Source organism: Nocardia sp. NPDC003963 (genome assembly GCF_053605105.1).
On the sequence record NZ_JBSGIP010000007.1, the window covers coordinates 84084 to 102166 of the forward strand.

18 protein-coding genes and 1 pseudogene are annotated in these 18083 nt (G+C 68.1%); 8 read left to right on the plus strand and 11 right to left on the minus strand.

Annotated features, from left to right (window positions below; genetic code table 11):
• Positions 1-149: 149 nt before the first annotated feature.
• The 3 genes from ACWEWT_RS16045 to ACWEWT_RS16055 form a co-directional block, all read right to left on the minus strand.
• A complete protein-coding gene (locus ACWEWT_RS16045) occupies positions 150-1364 on the minus strand; it encodes an SfnB family sulfur acquisition oxidoreductase (protein ID WP_452559611.1) in 1215 nt (404 codons plus the stop codon).
• Positions 1361-2479, minus strand: a complete 1119-nt coding sequence (gene sfnG, locus ACWEWT_RS16050) for a dimethylsulfone monooxygenase SfnG (RefSeq protein WP_452559612.1) — start codon at positions 2477-2479, stop codon at positions 1361-1363. The genes ACWEWT_RS16045 and sfnG overlap by 4 nt, the downstream gene beginning before the upstream one ends.
• Positions 2480-2786: 307 nt before the next feature.
• Positions 2787-4163 (minus strand): styrene monooxygenase/indole monooxygenase family protein, encoded by a 1377-nt coding sequence (locus ACWEWT_RS16055; RefSeq protein WP_452559614.1) that lies wholly within the window; start codon positions 4161-4163, stop codon positions 2787-2789.
• A 149-nt stretch (positions 4164-4312) separates the two neighbouring features.
• Between ACWEWT_RS16055 and ACWEWT_RS16060 the strand changes: the two genes are divergently transcribed.
• A complete protein-coding gene (locus ACWEWT_RS16060; RefSeq protein WP_452559616.1) occupies positions 4313-4798 on the plus strand; it encodes a GAF domain-containing protein in 486 nt (161 codons plus the stop codon).
• A gap of 36 nt (positions 4799-4834) precedes the next feature.
• Here the strand turns inward: ACWEWT_RS16060 and ACWEWT_RS16065 are convergent, their stop codons facing one another.
• Complete coding sequence (locus ACWEWT_RS16065; protein ID WP_452559618.1) at positions 4835-5185, minus strand: LuxR C-terminal-related transcriptional regulator; 351 nt, start codon at positions 5183-5185, stop codon at positions 4835-4837.
• Positions 5182-5613 carry a VOC family protein gene (locus tag ACWEWT_RS16070; RefSeq protein ID WP_452559619.1) on the minus strand — a complete coding sequence of 144 codons (432 nt, stop codon included), beginning with the start codon at positions 5611-5613 and terminating at the stop codon, positions 5182-5184. Before ACWEWT_RS16070 ends, ACWEWT_RS16065 begins: the two co-directional genes overlap by 4 nt.
• A 145-nt stretch (positions 5614-5758) precedes the next feature.
• Here ACWEWT_RS16070 and ACWEWT_RS16075 point away from each other — a divergent pair, with 145 nt between their 5' ends.
• Positions 5759-6733: a GlxA family transcriptional regulator gene (locus ACWEWT_RS16075; RefSeq protein WP_452559621.1), complete on the plus strand. Its 975-nt coding sequence runs from the start codon at positions 5759-5761 to the stop codon at positions 6731-6733.
• A 47-nt stretch (positions 6734-6780) separates the two neighbouring features.
• On the opposite strand, the gene ACWEWT_RS16080 is transcribed toward ACWEWT_RS16075, so the two are convergent.
• Positions 6781-7998, minus strand: a complete 1218-nt coding sequence (locus tag ACWEWT_RS16080) for an acyl-CoA dehydrogenase family protein (RefSeq protein ID WP_452559623.1) — start codon at positions 7996-7998, stop codon at positions 6781-6783.
• A gap of 192 nt (positions 7999-8190) precedes the next feature.
• On the opposite strand from ACWEWT_RS16080, the gene ACWEWT_RS16085 reads away from it, so the two are divergent.
• The 3 genes and pseudogenes from ACWEWT_RS16085 to ACWEWT_RS16095 all read left to right on the plus strand — a co-directional run bounded on the left by ACWEWT_RS16085 (position 8191) and on the right by ACWEWT_RS16095 (position 12406).
• A complete protein-coding gene (locus ACWEWT_RS16085; RefSeq protein WP_452559624.1) occupies positions 8191-9336 on the plus strand; it encodes an LLM class flavin-dependent oxidoreductase in 1146 nt (381 codons plus the stop codon).
• Positions 9337-9507: 171 nt separating this feature from the next.
• Positions 9508-10224, plus strand: a pseudogene (locus ACWEWT_RS16090) (class I SAM-dependent methyltransferase); the annotation flags it as partial.
• Positions 10225-10417: 193 nt separating this feature from the next.
• Positions 10418-12406, plus strand: a complete 1989-nt coding sequence (locus tag ACWEWT_RS16095; RefSeq protein ID WP_452559625.1) for an alpha/beta fold hydrolase — start codon at positions 10418-10420, stop codon at positions 12404-12406.
• A 96-nt stretch (positions 12407-12502) separates the two neighbouring features.
• Here ACWEWT_RS16095 and ACWEWT_RS16100 read toward each other — a convergent pair whose 3' ends face one another.
• The 5 genes from ACWEWT_RS16100 to ACWEWT_RS16120 all read right to left on the minus strand — a co-directional run bounded on the left by ACWEWT_RS16100 (position 12503) and on the right by ACWEWT_RS16120 (position 16185).
• Positions 12503-13270 carry a MerR family transcriptional regulator gene (locus ACWEWT_RS16100; RefSeq protein ID WP_452559627.1) on the minus strand — a complete coding sequence of 256 codons (768 nt, stop codon included), beginning with the start codon at positions 13268-13270 and terminating at the stop codon, positions 12503-12505.
• 109 nt (positions 13271-13379) lie between these two features.
• Positions 13380-13841 (minus strand): nucleoside triphosphate hydrolase, encoded by a 462-nt coding sequence (locus tag ACWEWT_RS16105; protein WP_452559629.1) that lies wholly within the window; start codon positions 13839-13841, stop codon positions 13380-13382.
• Positions 13838-14410: a hypothetical protein gene (locus ACWEWT_RS16110; protein WP_452559631.1), complete on the minus strand. Its 573-nt coding sequence runs from the start codon at positions 14408-14410 to the stop codon at positions 13838-13840. Before ACWEWT_RS16110 ends, ACWEWT_RS16105 begins: the two co-directional genes overlap by 4 nt.
• 88 nt (positions 14411-14498) lie before the next feature.
• Entirely contained in the window at positions 14499-15752 is a 1254-nt protein-coding gene (locus ACWEWT_RS16115) for a helix-turn-helix domain-containing protein (RefSeq protein WP_452559633.1), read from the minus strand.
• Positions 15753-15762: 10 nt separating this feature from the next.
• Positions 15763-16185, minus strand: coding sequence for an NUDIX hydrolase (locus ACWEWT_RS16120; RefSeq protein ID WP_280421956.1), 423 nt, complete (start codon positions 16183-16185; stop codon positions 15763-15765).
• A gap of 98 nt (positions 16186-16283) precedes the next feature.
• On the opposite strand from ACWEWT_RS16120, the gene ACWEWT_RS16125 reads away from it, so the two are divergent.
• From ACWEWT_RS16125 to ACWEWT_RS16135, 3 genes are all read left to right on the plus strand, one after another.
• Complete coding sequence (locus ACWEWT_RS16125) at positions 16284-17027, plus strand: TauD/TfdA family dioxygenase (protein ID WP_452559635.1); 744 nt, start codon at positions 16284-16286, stop codon at positions 17025-17027.
• Positions 17024-17182, plus strand: a complete 159-nt coding sequence (locus ACWEWT_RS16130) for a hypothetical protein (RefSeq protein WP_452559636.1) — start codon at positions 17024-17026, stop codon at positions 17180-17182. Before ACWEWT_RS16125 ends, ACWEWT_RS16130 begins: the two co-directional genes overlap by 4 nt.
• Before the next feature lie 349 nt (positions 17183-17531).
• A complete protein-coding gene (locus ACWEWT_RS16135) occupies positions 17532-18053 on the plus strand; it encodes an SAM-dependent methyltransferase (protein WP_452559637.1) in 522 nt (173 codons plus the stop codon).
• Positions 18054-18083 lie beyond the last annotated feature (30 nt).

The following is an 18083-nucleotide window of genomic DNA, read 5'->3' on the forward strand; positions in this document are numbered from 1 at the left end:
CGATCGGCACAGCCCGCCGGACGATCGCGCGGTAGTGCCGCCGCCGCTCCCTACCCCGACCGGACGCTCGCCGGTGACCGACCCACATTCGGCCACCGGCGGACCACCCGGCGAGGGAGCACTTCCCGCCGGGACGGCCGTCGTCCGGGTCAGATCACTCCGTGCAACGGCGGTGGACTGCCGTGCAGCAGGGTTCGCCCGATGTGCTGGTATTTCCACCGGACCGGGTCGTGCAGGGTGTGCGTGCGGGCATTGCGCCAGAAATGGTGCAGGTTGAGATCGTCGGCGGCACTACGCGTCCCGCCGACCTCGAACAGTGCGCCGGCCACCTCGGTAGCGCCACGATCGGCCAGGATCTTGGCGGTGGCGACGGCGATCGAGGCGTCGGCGACCTTTTCCGGCGCCCCGAGTGCGGCGTCCACCGCCGCACCGGCGACCACCAGGGCGGCCTCGGCCGCGGAGACCGTGACGGCCAGTTCACCGAAACGCTGGACGAGCAGCGGATCGTCGATCGCCCGGCCCACCTGCGCCTCGAACCACGGCCGGCTCCTGTCCCGGGCGAATCCGGCGGCGGCGGTGAGCGCGCCGCGGGCGATCCCGGCGTCGATCGCGGCGTGCAGCAACTGCGCGGAGGCTCCGTAGGCGGTGGGTTCGTCCACGGCGGCGGTGCGGGCGACGAGCTGATCGCGTTCGACCACGACACTGTCGAACGACACCGTCCCGCTACCGGTGGTGCGCTGGCCGAATCCGTTCCAGTCGTCCACGATCCGGACCCCCGGGGTATCGGCCGGGAGAAACGCGACGTACTGCCCGGACGGTAGTCCGGACACCCCGTCGGGGTCGTCCAGTCGCGTGAGTACGGCCAGGAAGTCGGCGAACAGTGAACCGGTGCAGTAGTACTTGACCCCGTCGATCCGGAACCGCTGCCCGCCCGCGAGCGGCCGGACCGTGGTGGCGATCTCGGCCACCGTCGCACCGCCGCGCTCGGACTGCGCGTTCGCGATCTGCGCGCCGTCCAGTACCCCGGTCAGATAGCGGTGCCGCTGTTCGGCGGAACCGGCCAGTTTCAACAGGTTCACGTAGACGAAATGGCTGTGCGGAATCTGCGCGATATTCGGATCCGCGATCGCCAGTATCCGTACCACCTCGGCGACCGCACTGGGCGGGAGTTCAGCACCCCCGTGAGTCGCGGGCACCGTAACGGCGAGCAGACCGCTGGCCGCCAGTGTGCGTACCTCGGCGAAGGGCAGTAGGCGCTCCCGGTCCCGGTGGGCGGCGTCCACCGCGAATTCGGCCGCGAGTTCCGCGGCGACCGTACGGGCCTGCTGCGCCGAGGTGATGCGCGCGGCCCCGACGGTGGTCATCGCCCCGCCACCGCGGCGGGTGCTCGCGCGGCCTCCAGTTCGCGGACCAGCGGCAGCACCTTGGCACCGAAGTATTCGATCTCCTCCTGGAAGTGCAGGAAACCGCCCAGGACGAGGTCCACGCCGAGTTCCCGGTAGGCGACGATCCGCTCGGCGACCTGCTCGGGGGTACCGACCAGCTTGGTCCGGAAACCGTCGTTGTACTGGACCAGATCCTCGAAACTCGAATCCGCCCACATACCTTTGCCGTCGCGGGTGGCGGCACCGGCCTGCTGCACCGCGTCCCGGAAGCCCTCGACCGCGGGCTTGTTCGCTTTGTCGATGATCTCGCGCAGGGTGTCGTGGGCTTCGCGTTCGGTATCGCGGGCGATGATGAACCCGTTCAGCCCGAATTTCACTTCGCGGTCGTGGGCACGGGCGACCGAGCGCAGATCGTCGAGTTGTTCGGTGACGCCGTCGAAATCTTTGCCGTTGGAGAAGTACCAGTCGGCGAAACGTCCGCCGTTGCGGCGGGCCGCGCTGGAGTTACCGCCCTGGAACAGTTCGGGATTCGGCCGTTCGGGGGTGTTGAGCGGTTTGGGCTTGAGGGTGAAATCGCGGATGCGGTAGAAATCGCCGCCGTAGTTCACCGCGTCCTCGGTCCAGATCTTGCGGATCACCTCCAGGAATTCCGCGCTGCGCCGGTACCGTTCGTCGTGTTCGAGCCAGGGCTCACCGAGCGCGGTGAACTCCCCGGCGAACCAGCCGGACACCACATTGATGGCGAACCGGCCGCCGGACAGATGGTCGGCGGTGGCACCGAATTTGGCGAGCACGGCAGGATGCCACAGACCGGGATGTACGGCCGCGATCACCTTCAGCCGTTCCGTGGCACCGAGCAGCGCCAGGCTGAACGAGGTGGATTCGTGCTGGAACTCCGCACCGTAGGACGCGGTGTAGCGAACCTGGGAGAGCGCGTAGTCGAATCCGTTGCGTTCCGCGGTCTGCGCGAGTTTCTTGTTGTATTCGAAATCCCAGCCGGTGCGCTGTTCGATCTCGCTGGTCACCAGCCCGCCGCTGACATTGGGCACCCAGTAGGCGAACCGGATCCGATCAGTGGTCTTCTCAGTACTCATGAGGCCTCCCTAGAGCTGGTTGGATACGGCCCGCGGAGGCCGCAGCGAAGGCGGAGGTATCGCACTGCTCGCCGTGGGCATCTGTCGTCCGGAAGCCGAGTACGGCCTGCACCCGGCGCGAGACCAGTTCACCAGCGAGGTCGGCGGTGGTACGAGGTTTTGAATCTGTGGGATCGCATCCCGCCGGGGCAGCAGGCACCGACCGCGACCCACACCCGAGTACCGGCGACCCGGTTCCGGTACTCGGGCTCGCGGCCGGCGGCCCGGCGACCGCTGGGTCGCCGAGTCGCCGGGGTACCGGTGCCGGTCAGGCGGTGGCCGCGGCGGTTCCGTTGTACTGCGACCTGCTGAAACGTCCGGCGGGCCGGAATCGGCCCAGCACCGTGGCCGCATCCTCCCCGGTGACCTGCGCGATGAGGTCGTGCGCGTCCGCCACCGAGTTCACCGAACGGGCCGCCTGCGGGCGGTGCAGTGTGCCCACGAGCGCCGAGGCGAAGCGCGGATCGGCCGCCGCCGCGCTGAAGAACTGACCGCCGATCTCGGCGAACTCGGGATCGCTGAGGAACAGCCGGGTGACCTTGGCGGCATCCTCGGCCCGCGCGTCCAGGAACGCCTCGTACTGCGCGGTGATCCAGGCATCGTCGAACACGCCCTCGTGCGCCGCGGCCGCGGTGACCAGGCGCTGCGCCTGGACCAGCCCGCTCTGCGCGCCCTGCCCGGCGATCGGGTCGTAGGCCACGGCGGTATCCCCGAGCGCCGCCACCGGGTGACCACCCGCGGTATGCCCGACACCGCGCCGGAACAGCGGCCGCACCGCGCCCTTGAGCCACGAGTGCGGATCGTCGGCGAGCACCTTCGTGGCGAGTACCTCCGGCAGGTCCCAGTCGAGATAGTCGCGGTAGAGCTCGGTCACGATCCGGTGCGCCGATTCCGCCGAATCGGCGGCCGCGAACCGCTTCTCCCATTCGCCACCCGGCCGCGCCCAGCCGAGGAACGCCCAGGTCGGGCCCGCGTCCTTGTGCAGATACGGCCCCCACCAGGCTTCGCCCTCTTCGGCGACGATGGAGAACCCGCTGCGGCCGCCGCCGGCGGGGCTGCGGTGCGCGAAAACCGACTCGTCGTGCGGCAGCCCGGTCACCGTCACGGTGAGCAGACTGCGCTGCGGCGCGTCGTAGACGGTACGCGTCTCGTCGATTTCGAACAGCCGGGAGAGGCCACCGCGGCCGGTGGCGACCAGGGTGAGATCGTGCTCGGCGGCGATCGGGTCGAGCCGTTCGGGTGTCACCGGATCCACGACGAAACGGCCGCCGCGCTCGAGGAAGGTGGTGAGCCGTTCGTCGGCCTTGAGCCGGGTATCGACGGCGAGGCCGTGGAAACCGTCGAAGGCGCCGTCGAAGGCGATCAGCTCCTCACCACCACCGGCGACCCGGACGGTGAGCCCGCTGTGCAGCGGTGCGCGATCGAGATAGGTGGGCAGGCCGAGCGCTTCCTCGGCGGCCTGGGCCTCGCCGAAGATGAGCGCGGTTCCGGTGGCGGGCACCTTGTCGCGCAGGTCGCGCTGATCCTTGTCGCTGTAGAGGGTGACGGTGAATCCGGCGTCGAGCAGGCCGAGCGCCGCGGTGACGCCGGTCTGCCCCGCACCGATCACGGCGGCCTTACGGTGGGACGTGTGCTGTGTTGTCATAGCGCCATGGTCACGATCGGAGCCGCCGGGCTGCACCTTTACACTCACCGCGAGTTGATGCCGAACAGCACCGCACCGCAGCTGTTTTCGTGACACCATCGACGGTTTCCGCCGAACCGGGACCGGTCTGTCGGCTCTACCATCCGTACATGACGTTCGACCTCGTCCCGCTGACCGGCGACCGCGCCGAAGGCTACCGGCAACTCGCCGCCCGGGCGGCCGCGCTGCTCGACGGCGAATCCGACCGGACCGCGAACGCCGCCAATCTGAGTGCCCTGATCTACCACAGTCTCGCGGAGGTGAACTGGGCCGGTTTCTACTTCTACGACGGCCGCGAACTCGTCGTCGGCCCCTTCCAGGGCAAACCGGCCTGCGTGCGGATCGCGCTGGGGGCGGGTGTGTGCGGTGCCGCGGCACACACCCGCCGGACCCAGCTGGTTCCCGATGTGCACGCCTTCCCCGGGCATATCGCCTGCGACGCGGACAGTCGTTCGGAGATCGTGGTACCGCTGGTCCACGGCGGCGACCTGCTCGGCGTCCTCGATCTCGACAGTCCGCGGCCCGGCCGGTTCGACGAGACCGACCGGCAGGGGCTCGAATCGGTCGCCGAGGTCTTCCTGAGATCGCTGGCCTGAACCCGCCCGGCCCGGCGTACTCGCACCGGGCCGGTCTCAGACCCGGGCGCGGTGGTGTCGGGTGCGCCGGGGTGCTTTCCGCCGGGCTTCCCGGCGCACCTGAGCGACCAGCTCTTCGGGGACGAATTCCGCGATTCGGCGCCGCGAGGTGATCACCAGTTTGCGCAGTACGGCCGCCAGCTGCGCTTCGACGGTGCGCACCGATGTACCCCGGCGGGCCGCGATAGCGGCACTGGTCCACCCCGCGGCGGCGAGGATCGCGATCGTACGCTCGGCACCGGACAGATCGCTCCACGGATCACGGACGGCGGTGGGCGCCGGGGTGATCGCGCGCCGGTTGTGGGTGCCGAGCGCCTCCGGACGGGGATCGCGCAGCGCCGGCCTCACAGCGGCGCTGTCAGTTCGAGGTGGATCCCGTCGGGGTCGTCGAACGACATGATCGCGATACCGAACTGCTCCATATCGATGATCTCGCCGTGGACGACACCCGCGCGGTCCAATCGCTCGGCGGCGGTGAACAGATCCTGTTTGGAATCCACCGAGAAACTCAGATGGTCCAGGCCGACCCGCTCCGCATCGAACACCTCACCGGCCGACGCGACCGGTCGCAGACCCAGCAGCATCGCGCCCGCCCGGAATACGCATCCGCCGTAGAGCCGGTACGGATCGGTGCGGACCTCCGGGTCGTCCGGGTGGCCCGGTGATTGCGCGGCGACCTCGAATCCCAGCACATCACGGTAGAAATCGCGCGACCGTTCGATATCGGTCACCGTCAGGCGGATGTGGTGGGGGCCGTGTGTAGCGAGGACGGGCATATGCACTCCGGGAGGTGTGGTGCTGGGCGTCGATGCGGGAACAACCGACCGGTCGGACCGGTGCGGTGTTTCCACCGCGTGAGCCTATGGCCGAACCGACCCGGCCAGGAGTGTCGGAGGCGACATCTTTCGTACTATTCCCGACATGAACGTGACCATCTTCGTGGTGGACGGAGTCGCCGATTTCGGCTTCACCGCCCTCCTCGAAACCTTCGCCACCGCGAACGCCCTGCGCGAGACCCTGGGCGCGCCGCCGGAGCCGTGGCAGGTCCGGGTCGCCTCGCTGGGCACCACGATCAGGACCGGTCACGGGCATACCGTGCCCACCGTGGCACTGGACGAACTCCCGGACGATCCCGGACTACTGCTGGTGCCCGCGGTGAACGTACTCGGAGCCGAAGCACTGATCCGGTTGGTCTCGGCACCCGAATACGACGGCGTTCTCGAACGGATCAGAGGGGCCCACGCGGCCGGTGCGCCGCTGGGCGCCGCGTGTACGGGGACCTTCCTGCTGGCCGAGGCGGGCGTTCTGAACGGGACCCGGGCGACCACCAGCTGGTGGCTGGGCCCCAGCTTCCGCCGGCGCTATCCCCGGGTCCAGCTGGACGAGAGCGCGACACTGTGCCGCGGCGAACGAGTGACCACCGCCGGTGCTGTGCTGTCCCATCTGGTCCTGGCGCTGTCGTTCGTACACGCGCAGAGCCCCGCGCTCGCCGAACTCACCGGACGGTACATGGCCGCCGGAAACCGCAGGACGCAGGCCGATTTCGCCGTTCCCGAGATCGTCGCCGCCGGTGATTCGCTGACCGCCGCCTTCGAACGCTGGGTCCGCGACCATATCGGAGAAGGCTTCCGGATATCGCGCGCGGCAGCCGAACTGGGCGTCACCGAACGGAGCCTGCAACGGGCGACCCAGGCCGAACTCGGCAGATCACCGCGTGATTTCGTGGACGATATCCGGCTGGAACGGGCCGCGCAGCTGCTGCGCACCACCACGCAGACCGTCGATACGGTGGCCGCGCGGGTCGGCTATCTCAACGGCGGCACCCTGCGCAATCTGGTCCGGCGGCGGCGCGGGATGTCCATCGCGGAATTCCGCGCCACCGGCCCGGTGTGGTGACCGTATCGGTCCGAAATGGTGGGCGCGCCGGCAGATCTGCCGGGTCATCACACCGCACCTTCGGCGGGCCGGCGCTCGCCCGCGCTCCACGCGAACGGCAGCTGGGTGCCGTTGAGCAGGTGATCCCCGATGGCGCGCGCCTTCTGGATCGCCGGGTTGTGTACCGAGATGGTGCGCGCGTTGCGCCAGTGCCGGTCCAGCCGCAGACCCTCCGAGGTGATGGACGCCCCGCCCACCTCGAACAGCTGGGTCGTGGCCGCGAGCACGGTATCGATCACACCGAGTTGTGCCTGCGCCGCGGCCAGTTCGGCGTCGATCAGGCCCTGCTCCTCGGTGGCTCCGGCGGCGAGTACTTCGTCGAGTACATCGGCGACGGCCAGCACACTGGCGCGGGCACCGAACGCGGCAGCCGACAATCGGCCGATCACCTGCTGCACCAGCGGATCGTGCCGGGGCAGATCGGCCACCGAATGCGTGTAGCCACGACGGCGCGCGGCCACCCACGCACGGGTATCGCGTTCGGCGCGCTGCGCGATTCCGGCCAGTACCGCGAGCTGGAACAACTGCAGATAAGAGGTCGAATAGGTTGCGCCCGCGTCACCGTAGCCGGGGCCCAGGATCCGGTCCGGCGGCACCGCGACTCCGGCGAATTCGGTGGTCCCGCTGGCCGTCAGCCGCTGGCCGAAACCGTCCCAGTCGTCGTGCTGACGCACCCCCTCGGCGTCGGCGTCCACCAGCACACTGACCCGCTCGCCGTCGCGGTCGGCGGCGACCAGGATGTGGTCGGCGTACAACGAACCGGTGCTGTAGTACTTCGTCCCGTCGAGCACCCAGCCCTCCCCGGACTGCGTCAGCCGGGTCTGATACCGGCCCACTGCCCCGACACCGGGTTCGGTGATCGCATTGCCGACGAGCGTCCCCTCGGAGATCTTGCGCAACCACTGTTCCCGCGCCGGTCCGGCCGCGGCGAGCAGCTGGTCCTCCACGAATACGAAATGCACCCGCAGCGCCTGCGGCAGATTCGATTCCGCGGCGGCCAGTTCGATCAGCTGCCGGAAGAGCTGCCGCACACTCGCGCCGTACCCGCCGTATTCGACGGGTACCCGGAGCGCGCCGAACCGCGCCGCGCGCAATCGGCGCACTTCGTCGTGGGCGAGCCGGCGGTCGATCTCGCGTTCGACCGCGCTCGCCGCGATTTCGGCGTAGATCGGCGCGAACACCGCGTCCAGATCGGTATCGGAGACAGGTCGTGCGGTGGAAGTCATCTGCCCACGATCACCGACGCCGCGGAGCCGCTCACCGGTTACACGCAGCCGGATCGAAACACCGGGGAGAAAAATTCCCGCCGATTCCAACCGGTGACACCGCGCGCGGAACCGGTCAGGATCACAGATCGGCCCGGCGAGGAGCTCGGCCACCGCACTGTCCGCTCCAGAGCCCCTCGAAGGAGAATTCCGGTGAGTCTGTCGTTCCACTGGTTCCTACCCACCTACGGCGATTCGCGCGGCCTGATGGCCGGCGGTCACGGCACCGCGATGTCCGGCGACCGCCCCGCCTCCCTGCGCTACCTGAACCAGATCGCGGGCGCGGCCGAGGAGAACGGCTTCGAGGCGGTACTCACCCCCACCGGCGCCTGGTGCGAGGACGCCTGGCTGGCCACCGCCATGCTGGTGGAGACCACCGAAACCCTGAAGTTCCTGGTCGCGTTCCGGCCCGGACTGGTCAGCCCCACCCTGGCCGCCCAGATGGCCGGCACCTACCAGCGGCACTCCCGCGGCCGGCTGCTGCTGAACGTCGTCACCGGCGGCGAACAACACGAACAGCAGGCCTTCGGCGATTTCCTGGACAAGGAACAGCGCTACGAACGCACCGGCGAATTCCTGCACATCGTGCGGGAACTGTGGGAATCACGCGAACCCATCAGCTTCGACGGTAAACACCTCCAGGTGCGCAACGCACTGCTCAACAACCACCCCGACCCGGTGCCGCCGGTCTTCTTCGGCGGTTCCTCGGCGGCCGCGGGCCCGATCGCCGCGCAATACGCCGACACCTACCTCACCTGGGGCGAACCGCTGGTGGCGGTCGGTAAGAAACTGGAATGGATCCGCGGCCTGGCCGCCGAACGCCGCCGCACCCTGGACTACGGCATCCGGCTGCACGTGATCACCCGCGACACCTCCGAAGCCGCCTGGGCCGAGGCCGACCGGCTGCTCCAGGGCATCGATCCGGCCGATATCGAACGGGTGCAATCGAATCTGGCGCGCAGCGAATCCGAGGGCCAGCGGCGCATGCTCGAACTGCACGGCGGCCGCACCGACCGTCTGGAGATCGCCCCCAACCTGTGGGCCGGCGTCGGCCTGGTCCGCGGCGGCGCGGGCACCGCGCTGGTCGGATCGCACGAAGAGGTCGCCGAACGACTGATCGAGTACTCGCGGCTCGGTATCGGCCACTTCATCCTGTCGGGCTATCCGCACGTCGAGGAGGCGTACTGGTTCGGTGAGGGCGTCCTGCCGATCCTGGAGAAGAAGGGCCTGTGGCGCCGACCGGTCGACCGGCCCGTCGCGGCCACCGGAACACCGTTCGCCACCGCCTCCACCAGCTGATTCGCCGCCGCACCCACCCGCCCGACGTAGCCCACCGTTTTCCGCGGAACCGGGCTACCGTGAGCGGGTGGGCGAGACGGTAGAACTGGGCGAGCTCCAAGAGACCCTGTTGATTCCGCTGTACGGCCGCGCGCAGGACGCCGGACGACGCGACAGCATCCTGCGCGACACCAGAGCCATCGAACTGGTCGCGGCGATCGACTACGACTTCGCGAAATTCCGCGGACCGTCCTGGCCGGTTCGGTGTTGCGCGCCTCGATATTCGACGAATACGTCCGCGGTTTCCTCACCGGACATCCCGACGGCACGGTGGTCGATCTGGGCTGCGGTCTGTCCACCCGGTTCGACCGGCTCGACAACGGAAAGCTCCGCTGGTTCGACCTCGACCTGCCCGACACCATCGCGCTGCGCCGGAGATTCTTCGCCGACGGCGACCGGTACACGATGGTCGAGGGGTCGATACTCGAGGACAGCTGGTTCGAGCAGGTCCGGGAGCGCGGCGGCCCGGTGTTCCTGCTGAGCGAGGCTGTGCTGCTGTATTTCCCGGGCGAGACCGTGCGCGGCACCCTCGAAGGCATTGCGCGAGCGTTCCCGGGCAGCGGACTGGCCCTCGATACCGGCGGCAAGACGATGATGAACAGCCAGGACCGCAATCCGGTCTTCCGCGCCCTGTCCGCCCGCATGAAATGGATCTGCGACGACCCGGGTTCGCTCGAGGACTGCGGTCTGCGCCTGCAGGAATCGCGCACCTTCGCCGCACCTCAGCCGACGGTCGCCCAGCGGTGGCCGGCGCGTTATCGCGTGGGGATGAAAGTACTGCGCGCGGTGATGTCGTCGCCGATCGATACCTACAAGCTGAACCTCTTCGAAACAACGCGAGCCACGTGACCCGAACCCGCCGGTAACCGCGACCCTGTCATCGGCATCCCGGCACGGCCCACCCCGCCCGGGAACGATCCGACCGGACCCCAACCGTATCGGCGACGAGTCGCCGTGACGCGGATCATCCGGACTTGCCTATGCCGCTGCGGCAGGGTGTGGACTCGGGGTGTCCGCACCCCGCCGACCACAAGGATCCGTCATGGCCGTCGCGTCGAAGTTGATCGCTGTCGAAGAGTTCTTCGGCCCGCCCATCCGTAGCCGAGCCCTGCTGTCCCCGGACGGCACGAAGGTCGCCTACCTCGCCCCGTGGCACGAGCGGCTGAACGTGTTCGTCCGTGATCTGGACTCGGACTGGGACACCCCCGACCACGCAGCCGATGCCGGCAATCCGGCCGTCCGGCGCATCACCGCCGAGACCCGGCGCAACATCGACAACTTCTGCTGGACCACCGACGGCCGCTACCTGCTGTTCCAGCAGGACACCGACGGCGACGAGAACTGGCACCTGCATCGCGCCGACCCGGCCCGACCCGACGAGCCCACGATGGACCTGACTCCTTTCGAGGGCGTGCGACTGGTCGGTGCGCAACTACTGCCGGACCGGCCCGGTACGGCTTTCGTACAGCTCAATATGCGCCGCCCCGACCTGATCGACCTGTTCGAACTCGACCTGGTGACCGGCCGCCTGAGCACGGCCGCGGAGAATCCCGGCGATATCCTCTCCTGGCTGCGGACCCCCGACCGGTTGCTGGTGTTCACCATGGAGGAGGGCGGTGACCATGTGCTGTCGGAGTGGGCTCGGGGACAGCGGCACCCGATCGCGCGGTTCCCGGGCACCGATACCCTGTTCGGGGTTCTCCCGGCCGCGCTCACACCGGACGGGAACGGACTGTGGATCGGTTCGTCGCGCGGGTCGGATCGCACCCGGCTGGTCCGGCTCGACCTGACGACCGGCGAGCAGTTCGGCGTGGACAGTCACCCGGTGTTCGACCTGGACACCCCGCGCCCGGAGGCCGATCCGCGCTTCCCGTCCGCGCTGATCCTGCACCCGAGCACCGGGGAACTACTCGGCGCCCGCTACCTCGGCGCCCGTCAGGAGATCCACGCGCTCGACCCGCATTTCGCGACGGTACTGCCGCGGCTGGCCGAGCTGTCCGACGGCGACCCGGCCCATATGTCCTGCGACGCCACAGCACAGCGCTGGGTGGTGGATTTCACCCACGACCGCGACCCCGGCGTCACCTGGTACTACGACCACACAACGGGACAGGCGCGGCTCCTGTTCCGGCCGTTCCCGCACCTCGACCCGGACCGGCTGGCTCCGGTCACCCCGCTCACCGTCACCGCCCGCGACGGCCTGACACTGCCCTGCCATCTCACCCTGCCGGTCGGGGTCGAACCCCGCCACCTGCCGACTGTTCTGCTCGTGCACGGCGGACCGTGGTACCGCGACAGCTGGGGCTACGACCCGGAGGTGCAGCTCCTGGCCAACCGCGGGTACGCGGTGCTGCAGGTCGATTTCCGCGGCTCCACCGGTTACGGCAAGGCTCATACCCGGGCCGCCGTCGGCCAGTTCGCCGGACGTATGCACGACGACCTGATCGACGCCCTCGACTGGGCGATCGCGCAGGACTACACCGACCCGGACCGAGTCGCCATCTACGGCTGCTCCTACGGCGGCTACGCCGCCCTCGTCGGCGCCGCGTTCACCCCGGACCGGTTCGCCGCCGCGATCAGCTACACCGGGATGTCGGACCTCGTCGACCTGGTGCGGTCGGTCGTCCCGTTCGCCCGCCGGGCCGTCGAGAACAGCTATCTCCGCTACATCGGCGATCCGGACGACCCCCGTCAGCACGCCGATATGCTCGCCCGCTCACCCATCGAACGGGTCGACGACATCAATGCACCGATACTGCTGATCCACGGCGCCAACGATGTCCGCGTCGCCCGCCGCCACTCCGACCGCGTCGCGGAAGCGCTGCGTTCCCGCGGCGCCGACGTCGAATACCTGCTGAACGAGACCGAGGGCCACTGGTTCGTCAACCCGGACAGCAATATCGAGCTGTACAGCACGCTCGAACGGTTCCTGGCCCGGCACCTGGGCGGACGGTCGTCGACCGTGTCCGGAGCGGGACGGACGGGACACGGTCGGCCGATACCGGCGAATACCGATGCGGTTCATCGGTGAATCCGGGGTCGGTGGGCGAGGCGGTGAACGGTTCGCATCCGTGAGAATCGTGTCGCGGATGCGAACCTCGGAGACCGGGCATACCTGCCGAACCTGCTAGCTGCGTGCCTCGTTCGCGGCCGTGATGAACTCGATCTGCGCCGGTGACGGTCCGCAGAACTCACTCTCGATCCGCTCGGCCTCACCGGCCTGCATCCGGTAGAGACTGTCGCGCAGACCCTCGTCACCACCGTGGAACCCTTCCAAGAGCTCCATCCACCGCGCCGCCAACTGCCGCGCCTCGGGCGCGGCCGGGTCCATCCCCGCCGCGATCGCCGCGTCGACCTCGGGGATGAGCACACCCCACGCTGCCTCTACTTGCCGGATGTGTTCCGCACCGAGCGCCTCCCGGCGCTGCGCGAGCTGCGTCAGCTGTCCGCCGGTGAAGTACTCCTTGAATGTGTCGTCGACCATGACGGTCCTCCTGATCAATTCCAGGAAGCGATCCGTGGATGTGTCCGGCCCGCTCTCCGCCGTAGCGGTCGCCAGCGCCTCGACCAGGGCATGGAGTTCCCGGGTCGCGGCCAGTTGCGCGGCCAGATAGTCACGATGAGCGGATAGCACCTGCGTCAGCACCACTGTGCCGTGGAGCAGGTCGGCGATCCGGTCCAGCCCCAGGCCCAGTTGGCGGAGAGCCAGCACCTGGTACAGACGCTCGACATCGCCGGCGGTGTACAGCCGGTGACCGGTGCTGGTCCGCCCCGCGGGTCGCACCAGCCCGATACGGTCGTAATGATGCAGCGTCCGCACCGTCAGTCCGGCCTCGGCCGCGAGATCGCCGACCTTCCATACGCGCCCGGTTCCGTGCTGGTCCATCCGTTTCATCCCACTTCCACCGACGCACCGTGCGCCGGTACCGCCGACGGTAGAACCTGACCCTACGTCGGGTTCAAGCCCGAACGCGTTCCCCGGGCCCCGGCACGGAAAGAAGCATTCACTGGGACTTCTCGACGAGATAACTGCCGCTCCGCTCGCGCAGATGTACGTCGGCCCGGGAGCGGGTGCCGGCGATCGACCGGGCGTTGGGCAGATCGCTGCGGGCTATCTTGTGCTCGGTCTCGGCGGCGGATCTGCCGCCGTCCAGGTGCCGGTATCGCAGACGCGGCTCGATCACGGCGTCCGCGGCATCGAGGTACCACACGGTATCGAGGTACCTGCGGACCTCGCGCCAGCCGGGCCGGTCGAGCAGCAGGTAGTTCCCCTCCACCACCGCGATCCGCTGGGTGGTGAACACGACGCCTCCGGGTACCGGGTCGTCCAGTTCCCGATCGAAGGTCGGCCAGGGAACGGGACTGCCCGACCGCGACTCGCGCAGTATCGCCAGCCGGGAGACGAAGCCCGCCACGTCGAAGGTGTCGGGCTCGCCTTTTCGAGGTAGGTCGCCTCTGGCTGTCAACGCAGGGAGCACTCGCGTTCACGGTCGGAGTCTTCCCGGTGGCGTTCGCGTTCCCGGGCTGCATCGGTCTTGTGTTGAGCATCTGAGAGAGCCCGGCTGCGTTCACCGTTGACGTAGGCCAGAACGCCGGCGCTCAGCGCGCCCGCCCCGGCGAGGAAGGTTGCGAGCGGCTGCGAGAAGCCGGCAGGAACTCCGAACAGTAGGGCAGCCCCGAACCCGCCGATACCGCCCCCGGCTCCGGCGAGCGCGAGACCGAACCAGTGCGACCGGCTCAGCATGGCCACCAGATCGCGAGCGACGCTGCGGTGTACAGCCCCGATTTCCGGCGCGCCCACTTCTATCTCCCCATTGGCCACGCGAAAACGGTATGCGACTGAGCGGAGCTGTGCAGAGCTATCGCAGGCCGGAACCATCGGCCGCCATCCCGCCATCCCGCCATCCCGCCATGCCGCGTCCAACTCGACATGGAACTCATACCGATCCCGAACTACGAACCGCCACTCGACGGCGACGAGACAAACGCCCAAGAGAGCGACGAGCAGTGGGCGGCGTGGTTCGGCGAACGCCATGCCCCTCCCTCTGTGGTGTTTGAGAAGACATAGATGCGGGATTACTGCGCCTGACTGGGTGCCTCCGCCCGACCGCGAAACCACACGTCTAGGCCGACAATGTCGCACGTATCCGTTGCAGCGCGGCGTTCCCTTCCCGTGCGAGATCGTGCATGCCGCCCTGTACCGCGGCCCGGATAGTTCGTTGTATCTGGTGCGGTAGCCGATGGCGCTCGGCCGCGGCAATCGCCTCAGTGAACGCGGAGACCGCGGTGTCGGCGTCGCCTAAAGCGATCAGTACTTCGCCGGTGGTCACGCGTTCGATGATGTGCCATTGAGGCGCGGCCGGGGCGCCGGCGGTGTCATGTAGGCGCTGCCCCGCTTCGACCGTCCGACCAGTTCCGAGTAGTCCACGCAGCCGGATCTCGCGGAGCGTGAAGGGTTGGAACAACAGCCCGCTACCCGGATATGTGTCGAGTAGCCCCTGGTAGGTGTTGAGTGCATCGTCGAACCGTTGGGCGTCGCCGAGCTCGCCGAGAGCTCGGCACAGGAACGCGAGCGTACCGCCCTGGGCGGCTGGATCGCGGGACAGCTCGAGCGACTGCTCCAACCGTTCGACCGCGGTGTCGAGGTGGCCGGCCTTGCGTAGTTCGTTGCCCTGCATACGGAGGGTGTGTGCGTGGAATGCGTCGTCGTCGAGGTGCTCGGCGATCTCGACTGCTTGCCCGGTCCACCGCGCGGCGGACGCGAGACGTTCCTCGGGGAGGACGGTCCCGAGAGATACACCGAGTGCTGCTCGGGCCTGCGCAAGCAGGATCAGACTGTCACGCTCCATATGCCCTTCGGCGGCGCGAGCCTCGAGCCGGGCCACCAACGGCCAAAGTTCGTTCACTGCCTCGACGGCGTGCCCGGATTGCCGGGCGATCTCGGCCAGTCGCACTGTGCTGTCGCCGAACTGGAGCATCGCCCGATACTCGGCGTCGTCGGTTCCCGTGACGCCGAGAATGTGCGGGGGCAGCCCGAGCCGGGAGGCGATATGCCGGCGGGTGATGACATCGGATATCGCGCGTCGGCCGGTCTCGATCATCGAAACGTACGACTTGTCGTAGCCCAGGTGTTCAGCGAGGGCGACCTGGTTCAATCCATTGAGGCGCCGATATACGCGAAGGATGGTCGGCAGGTCGCGGGTAGCTATCGCGGTGGTTGCTTCCGGGCTGGCCCACAGCCACACCGCGGCGACGGTCGGCGCGGCCCGGACCGCGGGTTGCGTCGGGGTGGTGTTGGCGGCGCAGGTGGGGCATACGGCGTCGGCGGCGAATCGACTGATCGTGACCCCGCATGCCTGGCATCTGAGCCCGTCCACCGCAGTCCCCTTACACGCTCTCGGCGGCCCTCAGCTGCGCGAACCACGTCATGATCGACCGTTTGTAGTTCTCGGGCATGTTCAGTCCGGCGATCTCGTCTTCGGCGAACAGCCCGACCTCTTTGTGTTCGTGGGATAGCACGGGTTCAGCGTCGGTGTCGGGGTAACAGCCGTACGTGACGATGAAAACGTGTTTCTCGGCGGCGTTGATGTAGTAAATCCACGAGTCGAGGATCGGCCCTGTGGTCACAGGCCACTGTGTTTCCTCGGTGATCTCGCGGGCGACGCAGCCCTCGGGAGTTTCGTCGGGCTCGATTCTGCCGCCCGGCAATTCCCATTCCTCGCGTTCGTTCTTCAACAGCAGCACTCGGCCGTCGCGAACAACAACGCCCTTGATCGAAATCGAGTACATGTGCGGAACGTAGCCGGTCATGCCCGGAACGCTAGCAGCGTGAGCCGCGCCCGGCCGGATGATCGGCGGTGACAATTTGTCAGTAGACCCGTGTCGGGGATGAGGGGGACGGTTACCGCATGTTGGTTGACTTGCAGCAGAATTGGGCGGCGAGCGTGGCGGCCGGTCTCGTGTCCGACGGAATCGCCAGGTTCGACCGTGTCAGTTCCCGGGCGCAATTCGTCACGCTCGCCGCGTCGCTTGGCCGGCTCGTTTCGCACCGGGACAGCGACAGCGACGGCATCACCACGTTGCAGAACCGCGGCGGGATCGCCCGGCGTATGGGGTTCGGAGGATTCGGCGCCGGCGCGCTGGCCCCGCACACCGACCGTTCCGGAGTGATCGACCCGCCGGTACTCCTGCTCGTCGTGTGCGAGCGCCGCGCTGCGTCGGGTGGGGAATGCATTGCCATCGACGGCCAACGCGTCTATACCGATCTCGCGGCCACCGCGCCGGAGGCGGTCGAGGTGTTATCGCAGCCGCGCACCGCGTTATTCGGCGGCGCGGCCGGATACCTCGGTTCGGTGTTCGAGCACGCCAGCGGTGGCCGGGTCCGGGTCCGGTATCGGCGGGATGGACTCGCCCAGTACTCGCCACAGGTGACCCGCTGGTTACCGCAACTGGAGGAAGTGATCGACCGCCACACGGTGCGGTTCAGTCTGGATCCTGGCGAGGGGTACGTCCTGCACAACCACTGGTGGCTGCATGGCCGGAGCGCGTTCACCGGCGACCGGGTCATGTATCGGCTGAACCTGAACCCGCATCCCGAGTTCGGGATCCTGTCGGGATTCTCTTCGGACGCGGTGCCGGTGGTGGCGCGATGACCGATGACGCTCTGCGGATCGCGGAACTGTGCCTGCAGGGGTTGCGTTCTTCCGATGCGCCGGCGGTCGAGGTGTCCACTGTGCAGCAGGAGGTCGACCGCGTGATTGCGCGGTGGCGAGCCGAGCACGGCCGTGAGGTGCATCATGCCTGCTGACCTCGCAATGCTCGCCCGCATCGCACGGAAACTACATGTGGACACCGAGCAGATAGCCCGACTACGCCACGGATTCGCAGCCACCATCGACGCTCTGTGGCGGGCTCCAGCGGAGGAGGTTCGTCGTGCCTGCTGACATGGCATCCGGGCTCACCGGGCTCGTCCACTGGTACGAAGACCACCCGCCGAAGGTCGCGGATTACCTGCGGCTCCTCAGCACCGCTGCCACGGACGGCGCGATTTCCGATCACTTGCGAGCCGACCTCGCGGCCCGGACACCAATTGAAGGTGTGGCTGCTCTCCGCGCCCGTCTCGCGCAGGCCAGCGACTCACTCACCCGGGGCGGCCGATGACACGTAGCGAACCGGCGCTCGTGACCGGAGTCCGCGACCCTGTCGGGGTCGATACCAGCTGGGCCAGCATCGCCCGCGTCTACGACTACAGCCTTGGCGGCAAGGACAACTACGAGGTCGATCGCACTGTTTTCGAGCAGGTCCGACGCATCGCACCGCGACTGAGCGATGTTTCCAGGATGAATCGACGCTGGCTGCATCGAGTGGTCCGCTACCTGGTCGGCCAGGTCGGGATCGATCAGTTCCTGGATGTCGGCGCCGGGCTCCCGACCGCGCTCAATACCCACGAAGTCGCGCAGTTGGAAAACCGCACAGCCCGGGTTGTCTATATCGATAACGACCCTCTATGCGCTGCACACGGCCGAGTAATGCTGGCCCAGAATACCTTTACCCATTTCGTGTGCGGCGACCTACTCGAGAACCGGTCATCCATAGGCCGAACAACAGCAGCTCCGCGCACTGCTCACAATACGACCTCCTACGGCGTGTATAAGAGGTGCCGAAACCCGAAGCGGTGAGGCCAAACCTGCCAGTAGCTGGTGGTTTTG